This window comes from Paenibacillus sp. G34, from assembly GCF_056856875.1.
The window spans coordinates 1,286,741-1,304,046 of record NZ_CM166469.1; the positions used below are offsets into that span (position 1 = coordinate 1,286,741).

14 protein-coding genes are annotated in these 17,306 nt (G+C 47.5%); 9 read left to right on the forward strand and 5 right to left on the reverse strand.

The window, feature by feature from the left end; genetic code table 11:
• Positions 1-39 precede the first annotated feature (39 nt).
• The 4 genes from AC1VYS_RS05660 (at position 40) to AC1VYS_RS05675 (ending at position 5,636) form a co-directional block, all read left to right on the forward strand.
• Positions 40-1,116, forward strand: a complete 1,077-nt coding sequence (locus AC1VYS_RS05660; RefSeq protein ID WP_482913383.1) for a galactose ABC transporter substrate-binding protein — start codon at positions 40-42, stop codon at positions 1,114-1,116.
• 76 nt (positions 1,117-1,192) lie between these two features.
• Positions 1,193-2,716, forward strand: coding sequence for a sugar ABC transporter ATP-binding protein (locus tag AC1VYS_RS05665; protein WP_482913384.1), 1,524 nt, complete (start codon positions 1,193-1,195; stop codon positions 2,714-2,716).
• Positions 2,713-3,732, forward strand: a complete 1,020-nt coding sequence (gene mglC, locus AC1VYS_RS05670; protein ID WP_482913385.1) for a galactose/methyl galactoside ABC transporter permease MglC — start codon at positions 2,713-2,715, stop codon at positions 3,730-3,732. The genes AC1VYS_RS05665 and mglC overlap by 4 nt, the downstream gene beginning before the upstream one ends.
• A 329-nt stretch (positions 3,733-4,061) precedes the next feature.
• Complete coding sequence (locus tag AC1VYS_RS05675) at positions 4,062-5,636, forward strand: sensor histidine kinase (RefSeq protein WP_482913386.1); 1,575 nt, start codon at positions 4,062-4,064, stop codon at positions 5,634-5,636.
• A gap of 150 nt (positions 5,637-5,786) precedes the next feature.
• Here the strand turns inward: AC1VYS_RS05675 and AC1VYS_RS05680 are convergent, their stop codons facing one another.
• The gene (locus AC1VYS_RS05680) at positions 5,787-6,941 is read right to left on the reverse strand and encodes a DUF418 domain-containing protein (RefSeq protein ID WP_482913387.1); all 1,155 of its coding nucleotides are present in this window, start codon (positions 6,939-6,941) and stop codon (positions 5,787-5,789) included.
• 236 nt (positions 6,942-7,177) lie between these two features.
• On the opposite strand from AC1VYS_RS05680, the gene AC1VYS_RS05685 reads away from it, so the two are divergent.
• The 5 genes from AC1VYS_RS05685 to AC1VYS_RS05705 all read left to right on the forward strand — a co-directional run bounded on the left by AC1VYS_RS05685 (position 7,178) and on the right by AC1VYS_RS05705 (position 11,513).
• Positions 7,178-8,185 carry a phage baseplate protein gene (locus AC1VYS_RS05685; protein ID WP_482913388.1) on the forward strand — a complete coding sequence of 336 codons (1,008 nt, stop codon included), beginning with the start codon at positions 7,178-7,180 and terminating at the stop codon, positions 8,183-8,185.
• Between the two features lie 219 nt (positions 8,186-8,404).
• The gene (locus tag AC1VYS_RS05690; protein ID WP_482913389.1) at positions 8,405-9,319 is read left to right on the forward strand and encodes an NUDIX hydrolase; all 915 of its coding nucleotides are present in this window, start codon (positions 8,405-8,407) and stop codon (positions 9,317-9,319) included.
• A 141-nt stretch (positions 9,320-9,460) separates the two neighbouring features.
• Positions 9,461-9,946: an NADAR family protein gene (locus tag AC1VYS_RS05695; RefSeq protein ID WP_482913390.1), complete on the forward strand. Its 486-nt coding sequence runs from the start codon at positions 9,461-9,463 to the stop codon at positions 9,944-9,946.
• On the forward strand, positions 9,939-10,934 hold the full coding sequence (locus AC1VYS_RS05700) for a TIGR02452 family protein (protein ID WP_482913391.1): 996 nt from the start codon (positions 9,939-9,941) through the stop codon (positions 10,932-10,934). The genes AC1VYS_RS05695 and AC1VYS_RS05700 overlap by 8 nt, the downstream gene beginning before the upstream one ends.
• A 156-nt stretch (positions 10,935-11,090) precedes the next feature.
• Positions 11,091-11,513, forward strand: a complete 423-nt coding sequence (locus AC1VYS_RS05705) for a macro domain-containing protein (RefSeq protein WP_482913392.1) — start codon at positions 11,091-11,093, stop codon at positions 11,511-11,513.
• A 257-nt stretch (positions 11,514-11,770) separates the two neighbouring features.
• On the opposite strand, the gene AC1VYS_RS05710 is transcribed toward AC1VYS_RS05705, so the two are convergent.
• From AC1VYS_RS05710 to AC1VYS_RS05725, 4 genes are all read right to left on the reverse strand, one after another.
• Positions 11,771-12,727, reverse strand: a complete 957-nt coding sequence (locus tag AC1VYS_RS05710) for an iron-hydroxamate ABC transporter substrate-binding protein (protein WP_482914917.1) — start codon at positions 12,725-12,727, stop codon at positions 11,771-11,773.
• A 324-nt stretch (positions 12,728-13,051) separates the two neighbouring features.
• On the reverse strand, positions 13,052-14,107 hold the full coding sequence (locus AC1VYS_RS05715; RefSeq protein WP_482914918.1) for a FecCD family ABC transporter permease: 1,056 nt from the start codon (positions 14,105-14,107) through the stop codon (positions 13,052-13,054).
• 2 nt (positions 14,108-14,109) lie between these two features.
• On the reverse strand, positions 14,110-15,081 hold the full coding sequence (locus tag AC1VYS_RS05720; protein ID WP_482914919.1) for a FecCD family ABC transporter permease: 972 nt from the start codon (positions 15,079-15,081) through the stop codon (positions 14,110-14,112).
• Between the two features lie 201 nt (positions 15,082-15,282).
• Positions 15,283-17,232 carry a helix-turn-helix domain-containing protein gene (locus AC1VYS_RS05725; RefSeq protein ID WP_482913393.1) on the reverse strand — a complete coding sequence of 650 codons (1,950 nt, stop codon included), beginning with the start codon at positions 17,230-17,232 and terminating at the stop codon, positions 15,283-15,285.
• Between the last annotated feature and the right edge of the window lie 74 nt (positions 17,233-17,306).

The following is a 17,306-nucleotide window of genomic DNA, read 5'->3' on the forward strand; positions in this document are numbered from 1 at the left end:
ATCGGTAAAGCCGAATGAACTTGGGGGAGGTCATGAAGAATGAAGAAGAAAACGTGGATGACATTGTTGCTTACGGTATGCATGGCTGTGGCGGCAGGGTGCAGCAACGGCGGAAACAGCGCAGCTGGAAGTGAAAGCACAGGGACGGACAGCGGCACGAAGACGGAAGCTGGAGCGCAAACTGAAAATCCGAAAATCGGGGTTGCCATCTATAAGTTTGACGATACATTTATGACGGGAGTGCAGAATGCGATGACTGCGGCAGCAGAGGGAATCGCTACCCTTGATATTGTAGACAGTCAGAATGCACAGCCGACCCAGAACGAGAAGGTGGACCTGTTTGTATCCAAGAAATACAATGCCATGGCGGTGAATCCGGTAGATCGGACAGCAGCAGGTGTCATTATTGATAAGGCTAAAGCAGCCAATATTCCGGTGGTATTCCTGAATCGTGAGCCTGTAGCTGAAGACATGAACAAGTGGGATAAAGTGTATTATGTTGGTGCCAAAGCGGAAGAGTCAGGTACGATTTCCGGTCAGTTAATCGTGGATTATTGGAAAGCACATCCGGAAGCCGACAAAAACGGCGATGGTAAACTCCAATATGTCATGCTGAAAGGCGAACCAGGACATCAGGATGCCGAGCTGCGTACGAAATATTCCGTTCAGGCCATTCAGGACGCTGGTATTGAAGTCGAAGCGCTGGCTGAAGATACGGCGATGTGGGATCGGGTCAAAGGACAAGAGAAAATGCAGGCATTCCTTGCTTCTCATGGCGATAAGATCGAAGCGGTATTGGCGAACAATGATGACATGGCACTTGGTGCAATTGAAGCGTTAAAAGCAGCAGGTTACTTCAAGGACGGCAAAACAATGCCTGTCGTAGGCGTTGATGCTACAGCTCCAGCGATTCAGGCTTTGCAAGATGGGACCATGCTCGGCACGGTGCTGAACGATGCCAAGAACCAGGGAGCAGCAACGGTCGCACTGGCTACTGTCCTTGCCAAAGGTGAGACACCAACCAAAGAAAATACGAAATTTGATATTACGGACGGAAAATATGTCTGGATTGCCTACAAAAAAATTACGAAAGACAACATTGCCGACGCCCAATAAGATCAGCAGAGAGGGACGTATGTCATCAGGGCAGCGTCCCTTTTTTTGCCGGTCAGATGAAAGGGGAAGATACGAGATGCAGTCACCTTATCTGTTGGAGATGAACGGAATTTCCAAAGCATTCCCCGGCGTGCAGGCACTCAGCGAAGTTACACTGAAAGTGAAGCCGGGAACCGTTCATGCGTTGATGGGCGAGAATGGAGCGGGAAAGTCAACTTTAATGAAATGTTTGTTTGGAATGTATCGTCCGGATGCTGGCTCGGTTCGCATCGATGGAAAGGATGTAGAGATTCCAAGTTCGAAGGCAGCTTTACAGCATGGCATATCGATGATTCATCAGGAGTTGAATCCGGTTCCGCACCGTCCGGTGATGGAAAACATATGGCTGGGACGATTCCCGATGAAGGGGCTGTTGGTAGATGAGAAACGAATGTATGCCGATACACTCGCACTTTTTCAGGATTTAAATCTGGATATTGATCCGAAGGCGCTCGCCGGAACATTGTCGGTGTCCAAGATTCAATCCATGGAGATTGCCAAAGCGGTATCCTTTCACTCCAAAGTCATTGTGATGGATGAACCGACCTCATCCCTGACAGGGAAAGAAGTGGAGCAACTGTTTACGATCATCAACAAACTGCGAAGTCGCGGCGTGTCTATCATTTATATTTCACACAAGATGGAGGAAATTTTGACGATTTCCGATGAAGTGACCATTATGCGAGATGGGTTTGTAGTAGGTACCTGGGACGCAGCAGATCTGACGACAGACTTGATTATTACCCGCATGGTTGGTCGTGATCTGAGCGAACGATTCCCGGAACGGCATAATGTGCCTGGCGAAGTCATTCTTCAGGCAGAAGGGCTGACATCCAATCAGCCGAATTCGTTCCAGGATGTTTCATTTCATTTACGCAAAGGCGAAGTGCTCGGCATTGGCGGTCTGGTGGGTGCGCAGCGGACGGAATTGATGGAATCCTTGTTCGGCTTGCGGGGACTTGCTTCAGGTACAATCTCCATTCATGGACGCAAGGTGAAAATTAATTCGCCCTCAGCAGCCAAACGTCATAACATAGCGTTGTTGACCGAAGAACGACGAGTGACCGGAATTTTCCCCGTGCTGTCGGTCTATGAGAATACAATTATTGCAAGCCTGGGTCGTTACCAAAATCGTTTGGGTTTGCTGGATGAGAAGAAGGGGCGGGAAGAGGCACGGGAGCAGACACAGAAGTTCAGAACCAAAACTCCTTCGGTTAACACCCTTATTCGAAACTTATCTGGAGGGAATCAGCAGAAAGTGTTGCTCGCCCGCTGGCTCTTGACCAACCCCGAAATTCTGTTGCTCGATGAACCAACACGCGGAATTGACGTCGGAGCCAAGTTCGAAATCTATACGATCATTACTGAACTGGCTCGGCAAGGTAAAAGCATTATCATGATCAGCTCCGAGATGCCTGAATTGCTGGGGATGTCAGATCGGATTATGGTCATGAGCGAAGGGCGTCTCACCGGTATTGTAGACGGAGCAGAGGCTACAGAGCAGCATATTATGAGGCTGGCCGCGCAGCAGCGGATGGCTGGTCAGGAGGAACACAAATGAATACAACCCTTGTTAATCAAGTGAAGCAATATGTAACGCAACGTGCGATTTTTATCGTGCTGATTCTGCTTGTCATCGGTATTGCGATTGCCGATCCGAACTTTCTCGCTTTTTCCACCTTGCGGGACATTCTGCAGCAATCCTCTACTCGTGCCATTATCGCACTGGGGGCGGCCTTCATTCTGATAACGGGAGGCGTTGATCTGTCTGCCGGTCGTGTCGTGGGTCTGACAGCGGTTGTATCGGCATCCATGTTACAGATCGATACGTATGCCAATCGCTTTTTCCCCGATCTGCCACAATTATGGGTCGGATTGCCGATCCTGATTGGTATTATAGCGGGGGTGCTCGTTGGTTTGGTGAACGGTATTATCGTTGCCAAACTGCATGTACCGCCTTTTATCGCGACGCTCGGCACGATGGTGGCTGTGTACGGACTGAACTCGATCTATTTCGATACAGAACCGAACCAGTCGCAGCCCATCGGGGGATTACGGCCGGATTTCACCACCATAGGCTCGGGTTATATTGACCTTGGGGGAGGCTACTCTATTCCATACATTGTGCTCATTGCCATCGGAGTTGCGCTGATCTGCTGGGTTGTTTTCAACAAAACTCGTCTGGGTAAAAATATGTATGCCATTGGCGGAAACATTCAGGCCGCTCACGTATCGGGCATTCATGTCGCTCGGAACCTGATTGCGCTGTATGCCATTGCCGGGGGACTCTACGGGCTGGGCGGCGTACTGGAAGCAGCTCGTACCGGCGGAGCAACAAACAATTACGGGAACATGTACGAACTGGATGCCATTGCTGCATGTGTTGTAGGAGGTGTATCCACGGCTGGCGGAATTGGAACCGTACCTGGCGTCATGGCGGGGGTGCTGATCTTCGGCGTTATCAACTACGGCCTCACCTTTATCGGGGTAAGTCCTTACTGGCAGCTGATTATCAAAGGATTAATTATTGTTGCAGCCGTAGCGTTTGATATTCGCAAATATATGGCGAAGAAATAATACAGTTCATCATATATTTTCTACCAGAACGATATGACCTATATAGAAAAGCAGCACAGAAGCCAGCCCTCATACCCAGAGAGCTGGCTTTGATTATTTCACCTTGAATTATCCCATAACGGCATATGAGTGAGGATACCGATATGTTCATTTTTTCATTTCAATCACTTCATATGTCCTATTGCTTTTGAAAATTATACATCCTTGCGAATTTTAACAACTTCCAATAATCGACAACATCGGCTAATCATAATCGATATAATATTTGTGAATATATTTGTTAGTGTGACTTTTGTCTAAGGGGGCGAGGCTGTTTGCTAAGTTACACAATGAAGATGGTGATATTCCCACTAGGTTGCCTGCTTGTCATTGTATCCTCAATTATACTGGGACAAACAGCGCATCCGGTCTTGATGATGCTTACAGGTGTTTTGCTGATTATGAGCATATGGGGAGAGCAACGTTATCCATTTTTAAGAATGATACAATGGTTAATCCTTGGCGCATTTCATTATTTCAGTCAATTGAACTGGTGTAATTTGCTCTATTATATGCTTATTATTTCAATGATTCAGCACAAACAGCAAATGATACAGAGCTTGCCGGTTTCACTGCTACTCATGCTCCAGTATACGATCATTCGACTGTCTTATGTGCCGACAGATGCATACACTTTACTGGTGTCATTATTTGACCTGCTGACCTCGGTAGTGGTTATCGTTCTGTACCATACCCTCATGAACAGTGAGTCCGAGAAACAGAAACTTCGGAAAAAAAATCAATTTCTTACCCTTCATGATCCGCTTACAGGATTGCTAAATTATGAAGGATACATGAAGGTGCTTCATCGGACGCTGGAGGAAGAGCGATCTTTCATCTTAGTTCTTTTGAATGTTAATAATCTCAGCGGATACAAGAAAGAATCAGATGATCCCTGGTGTGCGGTCATTAAAGGGATCGGGACTAAGATCACCAATCAGTTTCCCGAAGCTTATGGTGTATCACGATATGCAGGTGACCGATTTGCTATCGTGTTGCCGCAAATACCCTATATTGAAGAGCGGATATCCTCCTTGCTGTCGAATCAGTTGCAGGGGTTGCAAGTAAGTTATAGCATATCGCGTTATCCGAGATTAACACAAACCTTGCAGCAATTCATGACCATTGCGGAAGATCAGTTGATCCAGCAACAGCGTAGCCAGTGGATTAAAAATGAAGAGGAAGTATTTCGTTCCGAGAGACTGCGTGCTGTAGGTGAGCTTGCCGCGGGGATGGCACATGAGATACGTAATCCACTCACCGCGATCCGGGGGTTTTTACAGCTGTCACGTGGGCAATCTTTCAATATTGCACCGTGGTATGAAGTGATTATGAGCGAGGTTACCAGAGTCACCGATTTAACGGGGGAATTTCTGCAATTTTCCAAACCACAAGTCCATCATATGAAACCGGAAAAGCTGGCACATTGCCTGGAGCGCGTCATGTCTTTGACTGAATCGGACGCTGCCTCAAGAGGGCATCGGATTACACTCCATGTGAAGGATGAGTCGGTTTTTGTGAACATGGATCGGGATAAAATTGTACAAGTTCTAATCAATCTGATTCGTAATGCTTTTGAAGCGATGTCAGACCCCGGCGAGGTACATATCCATATGATGCAAGAAGGGGATAAGGCATTGATCTCGATAGCGGATACGGGCAGCGGTATTCCCGAGAGTTCGCTAACCGCGATTTTCAACCCATTTTTTACGACAAAAGAGGAAGGCACGGGTCTTGGTCTTGCGCTTTGTCAAAAAATTGTTCAGGATCATAACGGTAGAATTACCGTTCAGAGTGCAATGGGGGAAGGTTCCACTTTCACGTTATGCTTGCCTGTGGAGACGGATAAAATGGAAGTGTTATAAGTCAGACCAGCACAAAAAGGGGGGATAAGGCTTGCTGGGGATGTTAGCAATATGGAATAAAGAAGGGCTGTCCTGCGGCTATCCATCGGTCATTAGTTATGATCAATCATCGATGGATAGCCGGGCAGCCCTTATTGGCGTTCAGAATATTTATACGGACGTATCTTGTGACGTGTTTCTTAATCTGGGAGAAGGGGAGATCGATAACTTGCGCCATAACCATTCGACTGGACCGAGCGGATATTTGCGTAGCCAGAGGTGCGAGAAAAGCATTAATAACAGACAGATGCCAAACCACATTAGCAAAATAAAAAAGGAAGACGGGCGTCCGCCCAGGCCAAGTCCCCATCCGTAGAAAAGTACTGAGGCGATGATATTTTGCATAATGTAACAGCTTAGCGCCATCTTGCCAATCTCACCGAAACGCTTGAACAGCGTAGGAAGTACCTCTTTTTCCAACCCATAAGCAATGATGCCGATATAACCAAGCGTAAGCACTGGCGCACTGATATAACGTACCCAAATATCCATAATCCCGCCGGGGACAAGCAACAGAAGATTCAGGGGAATACCTGCCGCGAGTCCGACAATCATCAGTTTACGGCGTTTATGACGTCCGGAATTATCGTTGGAGAACACTCCTGTCCGCATAAGCAGTGCCCCCAGCAGAAAGAGAAAGACATTCAGCGGGATGATAGCAATCGATTCTGCACGGAAAAAACCAAAGTTATTCAGCCGGAACATGACTTGTTCCCACCACGTTCCTGAAGCATACAGCTGTGTAATGGTATCCATCCCGTTGAAGGATGAACCGGATTCGAAAGCAAGCAGGGCGGTTATTCCTGTAACGCCGATCACATGTATGCTTCCGGCAATCCCCATCATTGTCAGCATAAAACGTTTGGAGCGATGAATGATGAGGGACACAATCATACCTGTGATGGCATAACTCATCAGCACATCATATTCCATCACGAGAATATAGTGTAACAGTCCGTCCAGCAACAATAGTGCGCATGACCAGATATACACACCAGGCCATGCATAACCTTCACGAACTGCTTTTTGACGTTTTAATTCCATACCGGCTCCAAAGAGCAAAGTGAGCATACCTAGAAATTTTCCATTGACCAGAATAAGCATAATTGTCTGTAGCAAGCGATCTCCCGAATTCCACCACGGTTCAAGAGCGTTGCCGAATACAAGGTTCAGATCACCAAGATAAGCAAAAATCCAGATGTTGGTTCCCAAGGTTCCGATAATGGCAAAACCTCGGAGGATGTCTAGTAGTGCAATCCGTTTCATGAGTTCCTCCTTTTTTTGGTACATATGAATTAAAAATAATATAACACAGTTGTGCTAAAAAGAACTATTAAATTTTAAGAAACATCAGGTTCATGGGGAAGTGGTTATTTTGTGATTAGTATTTTATGATTCGTAATTTGGAAAATATGGTATTATCTATTGGATGCGATATAGTCTCAGAGGCAAGCTAGTTATCGTATGTATTTCAGATTTAAGTCCAAAAAGGAGGCACCTTTGTGTTTAAAAAACAATCTCTCAACCTTACAACGATGAAGTGGAAAACGATCGTAGCTATTTTTCTGGCAGTAATGCTATTTATGGTGTCCGTTGTCCCGGTCCTTGCAGCTTCTCCAGGAAAAACCGTAAATGCTTCAGCCAAACTGGCTTATAACCTCAAAGGACTCAAATTTAACCGAGTTGTGCAGAAAGCTTATATAGCAGACAAGTACGTATACGCAACGCAACGTGTAGGCACGACGTGTCAACTATCCAGACTGTTGATTAAAGGCAATAATGCTGAATACGTAGATCATATGACGATTACGAACAGTGGGCATTGCCAGACGCTGGATATGTATACGTACAACGGAGCGAACTATTTTTATTTTAGCTCCAAAGCGGATTCATCATCTGATAACGTCTGGTCACTTCAAGTAGCTAGACTTCAATATGCTGCTGGCAAAACTGTAGATTATACCGATCTTCATCGGTTTACTTATATGAACTATGCGAATAAAAAGGGTACAAAACAGGGAACGACATACCGAGTGGATGGCGGTGGCAACAGCAACTACACCGTGTTCCGAATTCAAACGAGGGAAAACGGAAAGTCAAACACGGATAAGGTAGTCTGGTCTGTCTACGATACGGCTGCATTAAACAGATTGCTTGATCAGAACAAACAGGTCCGCATGGACAGCCCTGCGGCAATTAAGGCGGCTGTTTCCAGTTTCACGCAGTCGGGCAGCGGAATTATTCGGCCAAATGGGTCATTCCAAGGAGTAGACTTGCTCGGTAAGACTCAAATATTTACATCCGGCGGGGCGGAAGGAGATACGCCTCAGATTGCTAAAATCTCAAGTTCAGGCACATATCAGACTCTTGTGAAAATAACGAATGTCGGAAAACATGAGATCGAGGGTGTACAAAACAAGAACGGGAACGTTTATTTTCTGATTGTGGCCGATCCTGGAAACAAACAGAATGGGCAGAAAATATACTATGTTCCAGATAGCGTATTTTAAGAAAGATTGGGTTGGCCTCTGAGAACTAAACTGTGATATCCATCTATGTAATACGAAATTGAGTGTTTCCGCCGTCGTCCTTGCTCTGAAGGTATAGAGCCAAGAAGGCGGCTTTTTTGTCTTTATGGAAGATTTGACCTGCTCGTTACAGTTGTGCTACATTGTTATTAACGATTTGTTAATAACAAAATGTTAATAACAGAATGAGGTGCATGAAAAATGTCTCATGGAGACAAAGCGCATGATCCAGTTAACATTAGCGAAGAAGAGTTCCTACAAACCTATGATGCCGGAGATTACGAACGTCCTTCGGTTACTGTGGATATGCTCGTATTTACGATCCGTAGCGAAGCACAGAAAAATTACCGCAAGCTGGCGGAACCTGAGCTTGGACTTCTGCTCATTCGGCGGGGTGGACACCCTTATCTGGGACAATGGGCACTACCAGGGGGATTTGTGTCAATGGAGGAATCGCTGGAGAATGCTGCTCGGCGTGAGCTACAGACGGAGACAGGGCTGGATGACATCTATCTGGAACAGCTCTATACGTGGGGAGATGTAGGCCGTGATCCGCGTACACGGGTCATCAGTTGCTCTTATATGGCACTGGTTGATAGCAGTGAGCTGGAGCTTCAAGCGGGCGATGATGCCAGCGAGGCGAATTGGTTTCGAGTGGAGCAGAAACTGCTTGAAGAGAAACGTCATATTCATGAACGCGGACGGGTGACGGAGCGCAGACTACAGCTTATTTTGACCAATGAAGATGAAACGGAGCAATTATCAGCCATTGTGGAGACTAAGGAGATGGTAGAGGGACGTGTGCGAAGTGGCAGTGTAGAACTGCTGGACGTTCAAGGGATCGCATTTGACCACGCCAAAATTATTCATTATGCCCTAGAGCGACTGCGCTCCAAAATTGAATATACGGATATTGCGTTTAATCTGATGCCTGAAAAATTTACGTTGACGGCATTGCAGAAGGTCTATGAGATTATTAGTGGCAAAAAACTGCTGGCAGCTGCTTTCCGGCGCAAAATGGCAGATTGGGTGATCGAGACGGGAGAGTATGCAAGTAGTGCAGGCCATCGTCCGTCCCGGTTGTACCGCCTAAATCCGGATAGGGAAACCCTGTAGTTGGGATCAGGAGAAGTCGGGAATTATTTTTACAAGAAGTAAGTAAGTAAGTAAGTAAGTAAGTAAGTAAGTAAGTAAGTAAGTAAGTAAGTAAGTAAGTAAGCGCTAGTTTTATTAGGGAAGGAATAAGAGGTGATAGAGATGGAAAAGTTTACATTTTTCTGGCGGACAGCTTCGCCATTTTCCCAGTGGTTTTTGGCTGATTTTACGGTGAACGGGGTTCAATACACGAGTGCAGAACAATATATGATGCATCAGAAAGCGTTGCTCTTTAACGACCAAAACATTGCAGACAAAATTATGAAGACTCGTTCGGCTTCGGTGCAAAAAAAGCTGGGCCGACAGGTCACAGGTTTTAACCAGACGATATGGGAAGGCGAGTGCCAGCGCATTGTCTATGAAGGCAATCGGGCCAAGTTTACACAGAACGAAGATCTGCTGGCTGCTCTACTCGCCACCCGTGGCACAACACTCGTGGAAGCGAGCCCGGATGATCGCATCTGGGGTGTCGGCTTGGCGGAGGAAGACCCGCGTATTCGCAATCGACAAACATGGCGAGGAACGAACTGGCTTGGCGAGATTTTGACTCGTCTGAGAGAAGAGATAGGAAGTGATTACAATGAGTAATGTAGATAACCACAACAAAAACAACAATTTAAATAGTAAGACGAAGGGGTCTCGTAAGTCTAACGCATCAGCAGATCGTACTGGCGTTAACTCGCGTTCTGGACGTTCGCGTATTGCGCATCAAACGCTGGAGATTCTGGAAGAAGGCTTGTACGTAAACGGATATGACCGTGCGGTTCATATCAAGGAACACATGGAGCAAGCCATTCAGAAATCGGTTCTCTATCGGCCTTCGGAGCTTTCTAAACTTCGGGAAAAGCTGCGTCAAGAAGGGCGTACAGGAGAGCTAGCTACATCAAGACAACTCCAGCAGGATACCGGATCTATTGCAGCTCATGAAAAAACAACACGGATCGAAGTAACCGGTGAAACGACACTTGCAGCAGCAACTCGTCTGACCCTGGAGGAAGGACGAACGGATGTGGTCTGTCTGAATTTTGCATCCGCAAAAAATCCCGGCGGTGGTTTCCTCGGCGGAAGTCAGGCTCAGGAGGAAAGCTTGGCGCGGGCAACCGGACTGTATCCATGTATTGCCCAGATGCAAGAAATGTATGAGTACAATCGTAAGCAGCGTTCTTGCCTGTATTCGGATCATATGATCTATTCTCCTGAGGTTCCCGTAATAAGGGACGATGTTGACCGATTGCTGGATCAATATTACACCACCTCATTTATCACTGCTCCGGCAGTAAATGCAGGTGTGGTCAGAGAGCGGAACGAAGCGACGGATGAAGAGATCAAGTTGGTCATGAAGCAGCGCATTCGATATGTGCTGGAGGTTGCAGCTAACCAGGGTCATCGAACCATCGTACTGGGCGCCTTTGGCTGCGGTGTGTTTCGGAATGAACCGGCACAGGTGGCAGCATATTTTAATGATGTACTGGTTGATGAAGGATACAAGAACTACTTTGATCACATCGTATTTGCCATTTATGACCGGAGTGCAGGACAGCGAACGTTGGAAACTTTCAAGCGCTTACTCGGATAAATTGAGCAGGGGAAGTAGAGAGCAAGATGTTATGTAGACATCATTTAATAGAACGGACGTTATTGTAGGCCTGATATGCAGAGCGCAAAAAAATAAGAAGTTTGTAATCTTAATAGTGAGATGCGATCGGGCAACGAAGAGAAAGGTGGAACTAACATGCAGTTTCATGAACGACAACAGGATTTATTTGAACTAGAAGATCACTATGCACTGGCACACTGCATATCCGCCGATGCGAGAATGGGTAAAGGAATTGCGGTGCAATTCAGAGAGCGATTTGATTTACAGACTCTTCAGGAGCAAGCAAAGCTGGAGCCGCTGGAAATCGGTCGATGTTATCCGGTTGGAAGAACGTTGAACTTGGTAACCAAAGCCAAATTTTCGAATAAACCTACGTATGCATCATTAACCCAGGCGGTAGAATCAATGCGTGATGTCTGTAAAGAGCAGGGGATCACTCGACTGGCTATGCCTCGAATCGGTTGTGGGCTGGACAGGTTGAAGTGGGAGAAAGTTAGTGTGATTATTCAGAACACCTTTGCGGAGATGGATATCGAGATTGTGGTATGTACAGTATGAGCAATTATGCTCACTATAATGAATATAAAATAAAAAAACCTCGGCTGGGTAAAGAAGCGCGCGAGATACAGAGGTAAGATGATTACGAAGTCTGATCCCTGTATTTCATTGAGCTGGAGCATAATTGATATACGCTCTGTGCTCTTGCAAACGCGCTTGCGTTCCCGAAGCGAGGTTTTTCGTATTATCAGGTTAGCCAGTAATTACTGGTTGGCCTTTTTGATATTTGTTGTTTTTACTCGTAAGCGAAGCGGGGATTATTTTTTAGAAAACATTTCTTTCGCTTCATCCATAGCCATCTTGTTACCAATGGAAGAATAATCAAGCCAAGGCTGTGCTCCGATTGGGTAGACATGACCTGCTTTGACGGCTTTCAACCCCTGCCAGATCGGATTGCTTTGCAGTTCCTTGAACATGGTTTGTGCTTCATCGTCTGAGTTAACCACGACAAAGATCGCATCGGCATCATAATCAGGCAGTACTTCACGCGATACAACCTGATACGGTTTGGAAGTGTCCATTTCTTTGATACCTTTGGCTGGAGTCAGACCAAGATCATCGTACAAAATAGGACCCATGGGACGGCGTGTGCTGAATACACGTAATTCCTTGGCGGTCACGCGAATCGCCATGACGGTACCGTCACTGATCTGATCATGAATCAGGGATTGGACTTCCTTCGTTTCGGACTCGTAGTCCTTAATATATTGCTCCGCTTCCTTCTCGCGGTTTACCAGCTTGCCAATCTCTTTCAAGTGATCCCGCCATGTGCCATCGTCCAGATTGAACACATGTACAGGGGCAATTTTTTCGAATTTGGCCACATCGTTACCGGAAAACTCCTCATCCAGATAGATGACATCCGGTTTAAGGGCAAGCAGTGCTTCCATATCCGGGTCTTTGACCGGGCCGAGTGGTGTCGTATCTTTCAGGCGATCAGCCACATGGGACAGGAAACCTTTCGCTTCCCCGCCGATGACAGAACCGACAGGCGTGATCCCGAGGGAAAGCAAATCATTGGTCAGGTGAATGGACATGGAAGCAATACGGGGTGCACCCGAAGCTGCGTTGCTGTTCGAATGGTCTGCCGAGGTACTTGTGCCAGCATTGGTTTTTGAATCGCCCGCGCCAGATGTAGACGTTTTGGCTGTACCGCAGGCTGCGAGTACTAGCACCAAACTGATGGTTAACAAAAGCATTAGATTTTTTTTCAACATCGTTGTCATTCTCCTTGAACATCTCATGGATGGGATAGATTTTTTGATGTAACTATATAAGTTGAACTAAAGATCATTTACACGGACACTTCGATAACAGAATAACCTTACAATCGCTGTTATCCCCAGATTTTTTGATTCCTTTGTCTCAAGGATAAAATCCGGTGATAAAGGCGAAGTGCATACTTCCGATGCTAGCTTTCTTTCAGAAAGCTTTTAGCTCCGCTTTTCCAGGTTTTTTCTGTCCTCTCCGTTAATGTGTAAATCAATAGTTCAACTTAAATGAATGGATCAAAATTCTTGGGATAGATATTTTTGTAATTATTTGGTTCGTACCAGCAGGTATAAAAAATAAGGTGCGCCAATCGCGGCAACAACAACGCCCGCTGGAATGGCGTTTGGTGCAAATATCGTCCGGCCCACCGTATCGGCGGCTGCCAGAATGACCATGCCGATCAGCCCGGCGGCCGGAATCAAGTGCCGATGCATCGGTCCGACCAGTCTGCGGGCCAGATGAGGGGCAGCCAGCCCGATGAAGCCGATGCCTCCAGCCATAGATACACTGACCGCAGACAAGGCCACGGAGCAGAGCAACAGCAGGATACGCCGGGATCGCACAGGTGTTCCGATGCTGGTGGCAGCGGCGTCGCCTAGATGGAAGGCGTCCAAGGTTTTGGAACGGCTCCAGATGTAGGCAGTGCAGATCACAACCCAAGGAAGCAAAGCCTGCACATGAATCCAGTCACGACCCCACACACTGCCTGCAAGCCAGCGTGCAGCGAAGGAATACGTATCCTCGTCCAGACGCAGCGACAGATAGAGGGTGAGTGCATGGAACCCGGCGGCAACAGCGATGCCAACCAAAATAAGTTTAATTGGTGATACCCCGCTATTTTTGTCATATGACAGCAGCATAATAATTAGCGCAGCAGCCACACTGCCTGCAAAAGCAAAGAGTGGAATCAGCAGGGCTGCCGAGGTGTCCATGCTGAATGACAGACTGACATAAACGATCAGCCCAAAGGCAGCGCCGGCATGCAAGCCCAGAATCCCTGGGTCTGCAAGTGCGTTGCGTGTAATGCCTTGCAGAGTTGCGCCTGCAATTCCGAGCCCTGCCCCGGCAAGCACGGTAACCAGTATGCGGGGGAGGCGGTAATCAAACAGGATAATCTGATCCTGTTCGCTTCCTTGTCCAAGAAAGGTCCGCACAACAGCCAGAGGGGATACGCGAACCGTACCTGTATTCAGACTGATGAGGATCACCAGAGCTGCGAGACAGAGCAGAACGATGCTGACAATGATCGCCCTTTGGCGACGAGAGGTTGGATTGAACTTCTCCAAAGGGAATCTGATGACCGATTTCTTTCCCCGTTTCATCACTACAGAGCCCTCCTTTCCTTGCGGGCCAGATAGAGGAAGAACGGTACGCCGACAAAAGCAACCATGATGCCTACGGCCAGTTCCTGAGGCGGATTTACAATTCGCGCACCCAGATCGGCGAGCACAAGTAAAATTGCCCCGAGCAGGGATGACATGGGAATGATCAGCCGATAATCTACGCCCACCAGTTTGCGAGACATGTGAGGGATAACCAGCCCTACAAATCCAATGGAACCTACAGCGGAGACAGACACCCCCGCGAGTACAACGACAGCAGTAAGGGCAAGAAAGCGAGTCCAGCGCAGGTTCATCCCGAGATTAATAGCCACTTCTTCCCCCAGGGACATGAGCGAGACACGCCGGGCGAGCGGCATGGTTAACAACAGTGTAAGCAGCAGTACCGGCAGGATCAGTTTCAGGTGCCGCCACTCAATACCTCCAAAACCACCCGCGTACCAGAAGGCCAGATCCTGACTTAGGTCAAAATAAATGGCGACCCCGGTGCTCAGTGAACCGAGCATAGCGGCAATCACTGCACCAGCCACCGTGAGCCTAATGGAGCTCAGGCCCCCTGGTGCAGCCATGCCAAGCAGGAAGATGAGCACGGTGCCAAGCACTGCTCCTATAAACGATAAAAGCATAATCCAGCCGTACGGTAATCCCGGCCAGAAGGCAAAGCTTAACGCCACAACAAAGGTTGCCCCGGCGTTGATGCCGAGGATACCGGTGTCTGCCAGCGGATTGCGGGTAATACCTTGCATCAAGGCCCCGGCAACAGCAAAAGCAGCTCCAATGACAGCGGCGGCCAGCACTCGGGGCAGTCTCAATTCATGAATGATCTGATGAGACGTCAGGGAAGGGCTATATTGGAACACGGCAGCCCAGACCGTTTCCAGTGTTAACCCTTTGGCTCCCAATGAGATGGCAACAAACATACTGATCAGCAGGATCGCGATCGCGGATAGAAACATCAGGCCAACCGTGACTGCGGATCGTTTAACATGAGACGGACGCTGAGGTAGTCCCGGATGTTGGATACGGGTCACTCCTTTATAACAAATAACATCTTTCGTTGTTATTGATTATCATTATCAATTAGTGATTATTATAAAATCTTAATCCAGGCCCGTACATGGCATAAATTAAGATTTAGGAAATGGACATTTTTTAGATTACAAAAGTACAGGCTTGTTCGTCAACATCGAGAGCGCTTCCTCGAGCTGGATGTTGATGGAATGTGGAGCGTAGACAACCCAAGCATTCCAATCCACAAGATGAACTCGGCCGCTGCGAACGGCGGGATGACTGTTCCATAAGGGATCATTCTTTAATTTTTGCAACAATGCCGCTGGGTGATGCAGGTTGTCTGTCGCAAGCACAAGCACATCCGCTTCCAGACCGTCCCATTCACCGGGGGTAAAAGGCATCCAGTTAAAGCCAACCCCGGGAGCTTTGCCTTGCAGTTCGGCCTGAATCCGTTCAGGTGCAGCGAGTTGCAACGTGCGGTAGAACACATGACCGAAATTACGGTGACTGTACATTCGGGGGCCTTTGGCTGTTAACGTACCTACAGCTATAGTCAGGTCGCCAGCCTGTTCTCTGATCTTCTTACGGGCACGCTCTGCTTTGCGTTCGTGTCGGTCCATCCATTCTTTTGCCGCCTGAGTCCGATCTACAATGGAAGCGATTCGTTCCAAATGGCCGAACATATCAGTCTGGTTCCACGGAATGGTAATAATGGGTGCAACATCACCAATATGCTCCATCGCTCTGGCCGTAGCATTATCTTTGGTCAATATCAGGTCGGGATTTACATCCAGAAAAGCTTGCCGTCCCTGTTCCCAAGGTTCATACGCATGAAAAGGCAGCTTAAGCGACTGAGGCAGATGTGGCAGATGACCTTGTATCTGGGCAGCACATGGGGTAATGCCAAGCGTCATCAGATGATCAGTATACGGATAAGACAGTGACACAATGTTGCGATGAACCTGCTTGGCATAAGAGGTCGGGGCATAACCCGCATAGTTGCGAAAACGTCTGCTGAAGTAAAACTCGTCACGGTAACCGACCTCACGCGCAATATCACGAATGCGTAAATCCGAGGTCAGCAGCATTTCCTTGGCCCGATTCATGCGCAGATGCGTAATATATTCAGTCGGATTTTTTTGCATCCGGCTTTTGAAGAGCTGGGAGTAATACGACGGATGCATACCCGCGAGCTCAGCGAGTGTATCCAGTTTGATCTCGTACATATAATGCTGCTGCATGTATTGAAGTGTTGATTTGAGCCAGGACTCCGGATCTTCCTGCTCCTGTTCTTCTACAGGGGTTGGATTGTTTTCAGGCCAGAGCATATAGAGCAGTTCAGTCAATAGTAATTGTGCTTTGATTTCACGGGATGCTGTTTCGTTATCGGGCTGTGCGAGTTCGGTCAACTGGGCAGCCATTCGTTGAATGCCGTAAAAGGGACCTTGAATCCAGCCGATAACTGGTAAATGAAGTTCACGTTCATATATGCGCTTTGCTTCTGTCTTCTCTGTCACTCGGAACAGGTCAAATTCAAGCATGTACAACTCAGCATCGTGATCGGCATCCGACACAAGTTCCAGACGGGTTCCGGGTGGGTACAAGCAAGCCGCTTTGCGAACAACGCGGGACGGATCGGCATCCACAATCTGAGTTCCCGTGAAGCGGTGCAGGTAGATGAAGGTATGATGCGGGAGCTCATCTACCTGCCACTGTAAGCGCTGCTGTGTGTTGATATGTTCTGCCCGACGAAGTTCAACCATGGCTTGGTTTAAGAACTGGTGAAGTTCATCGCGACCCGTTGCATGTGTCGAGCGAGTAGGGTTATTAGCCAAGCTAGTAGGGCCATTAGTCGAGCGTGTAGGGCCATGATTAGAAGCGAGACTACGTGTAAGGCCATGATTAGAAGCGAGACCATTCGTTTGCTTGGATACAGCCCGAGAAATATCGGCCAACGTATCGGTGTTTATTTTTTGCAGAACAGTCTCCGTCGTTGGTTGTTGTGTATTTATATTATTTATATCGCCACGAGGGCGCACAGTCAGCTTGTCGTCTGAAGGTATGCGGTTATGGCCTTGGTTTGGCTCAGTGATCATGGCGTACCTTCCTTTCATTGGAGTCCATAAGTTCTTCTAAAGGGTATATGTGCTCAGGGTTTGTCTCCAAATCA

Bases quoted from the DNA above. Each gene is read 5' to 3' on its own strand.
- mglC (WP_482913385.1), top strand. From the start codon at position 2,713: ATGAATACAACCCTTGTTAATCAAGTGAAGCAATATGTAACGCAACGT.
- AC1VYS_RS05715 (WP_482914918.1), bottom strand. From the start codon at position 14,107: ATGAAACGGGGAAAGAAATCGGTCATCAGATTCCCTTTGGAGAAGTTC.
- AC1VYS_RS05680 (WP_482913387.1), bottom strand. From the start codon at position 6,941: ATGAAACGGATTGCACTACTAGACATCCTCCGAGGTTTTGCCATTATC.
- AC1VYS_RS05705 (WP_482913392.1), top strand. From the start codon at position 11,091: ATGCAGTTTCATGAACGACAACAGGATTTATTTGAACTAGAAGATCAC.
- AC1VYS_RS05695 (WP_482913390.1), top strand. From the start codon at position 9,461: ATGGAAAAGTTTACATTTTTCTGGCGGACAGCTTCGCCATTTTCCCAG.
- AC1VYS_RS05700 (WP_482913391.1), top strand. From the start codon at position 9,939: ATGAGTAATGTAGATAACCACAACAAAAACAACAATTTAAATAGTAAG.
- AC1VYS_RS05720 (WP_482914919.1), bottom strand. From the start codon at position 15,081: ATGTTTCTATCCGCGATCGCGATCCTGCTGATCAGTATGTTTGTTGCC.
- AC1VYS_RS05675 (WP_482913386.1), top strand. From the start codon at position 4,062: ATGAAGATGGTGATATTCCCACTAGGTTGCCTGCTTGTCATTGTATCC.
- AC1VYS_RS05725 (WP_482913393.1), bottom strand. From the start codon at position 17,232: ATGATCACTGAGCCAAACCAAGGCCATAACCGCATACCTTCAGACGAC.
- AC1VYS_RS05690 (WP_482913389.1), top strand. From the start codon at position 8,405: ATGTCTCATGGAGACAAAGCGCATGATCCAGTTAACATTAGCGAAGAA.
- AC1VYS_RS05665 (WP_482913384.1), top strand. From the start codon at position 1,193: ATGCAGTCACCTTATCTGTTGGAGATGAACGGAATTTCCAAAGCATTC.
- AC1VYS_RS05660 (WP_482913383.1), top strand. From the start codon at position 40: ATGAAGAAGAAAACGTGGATGACATTGTTGCTTACGGTATGCATGGCT.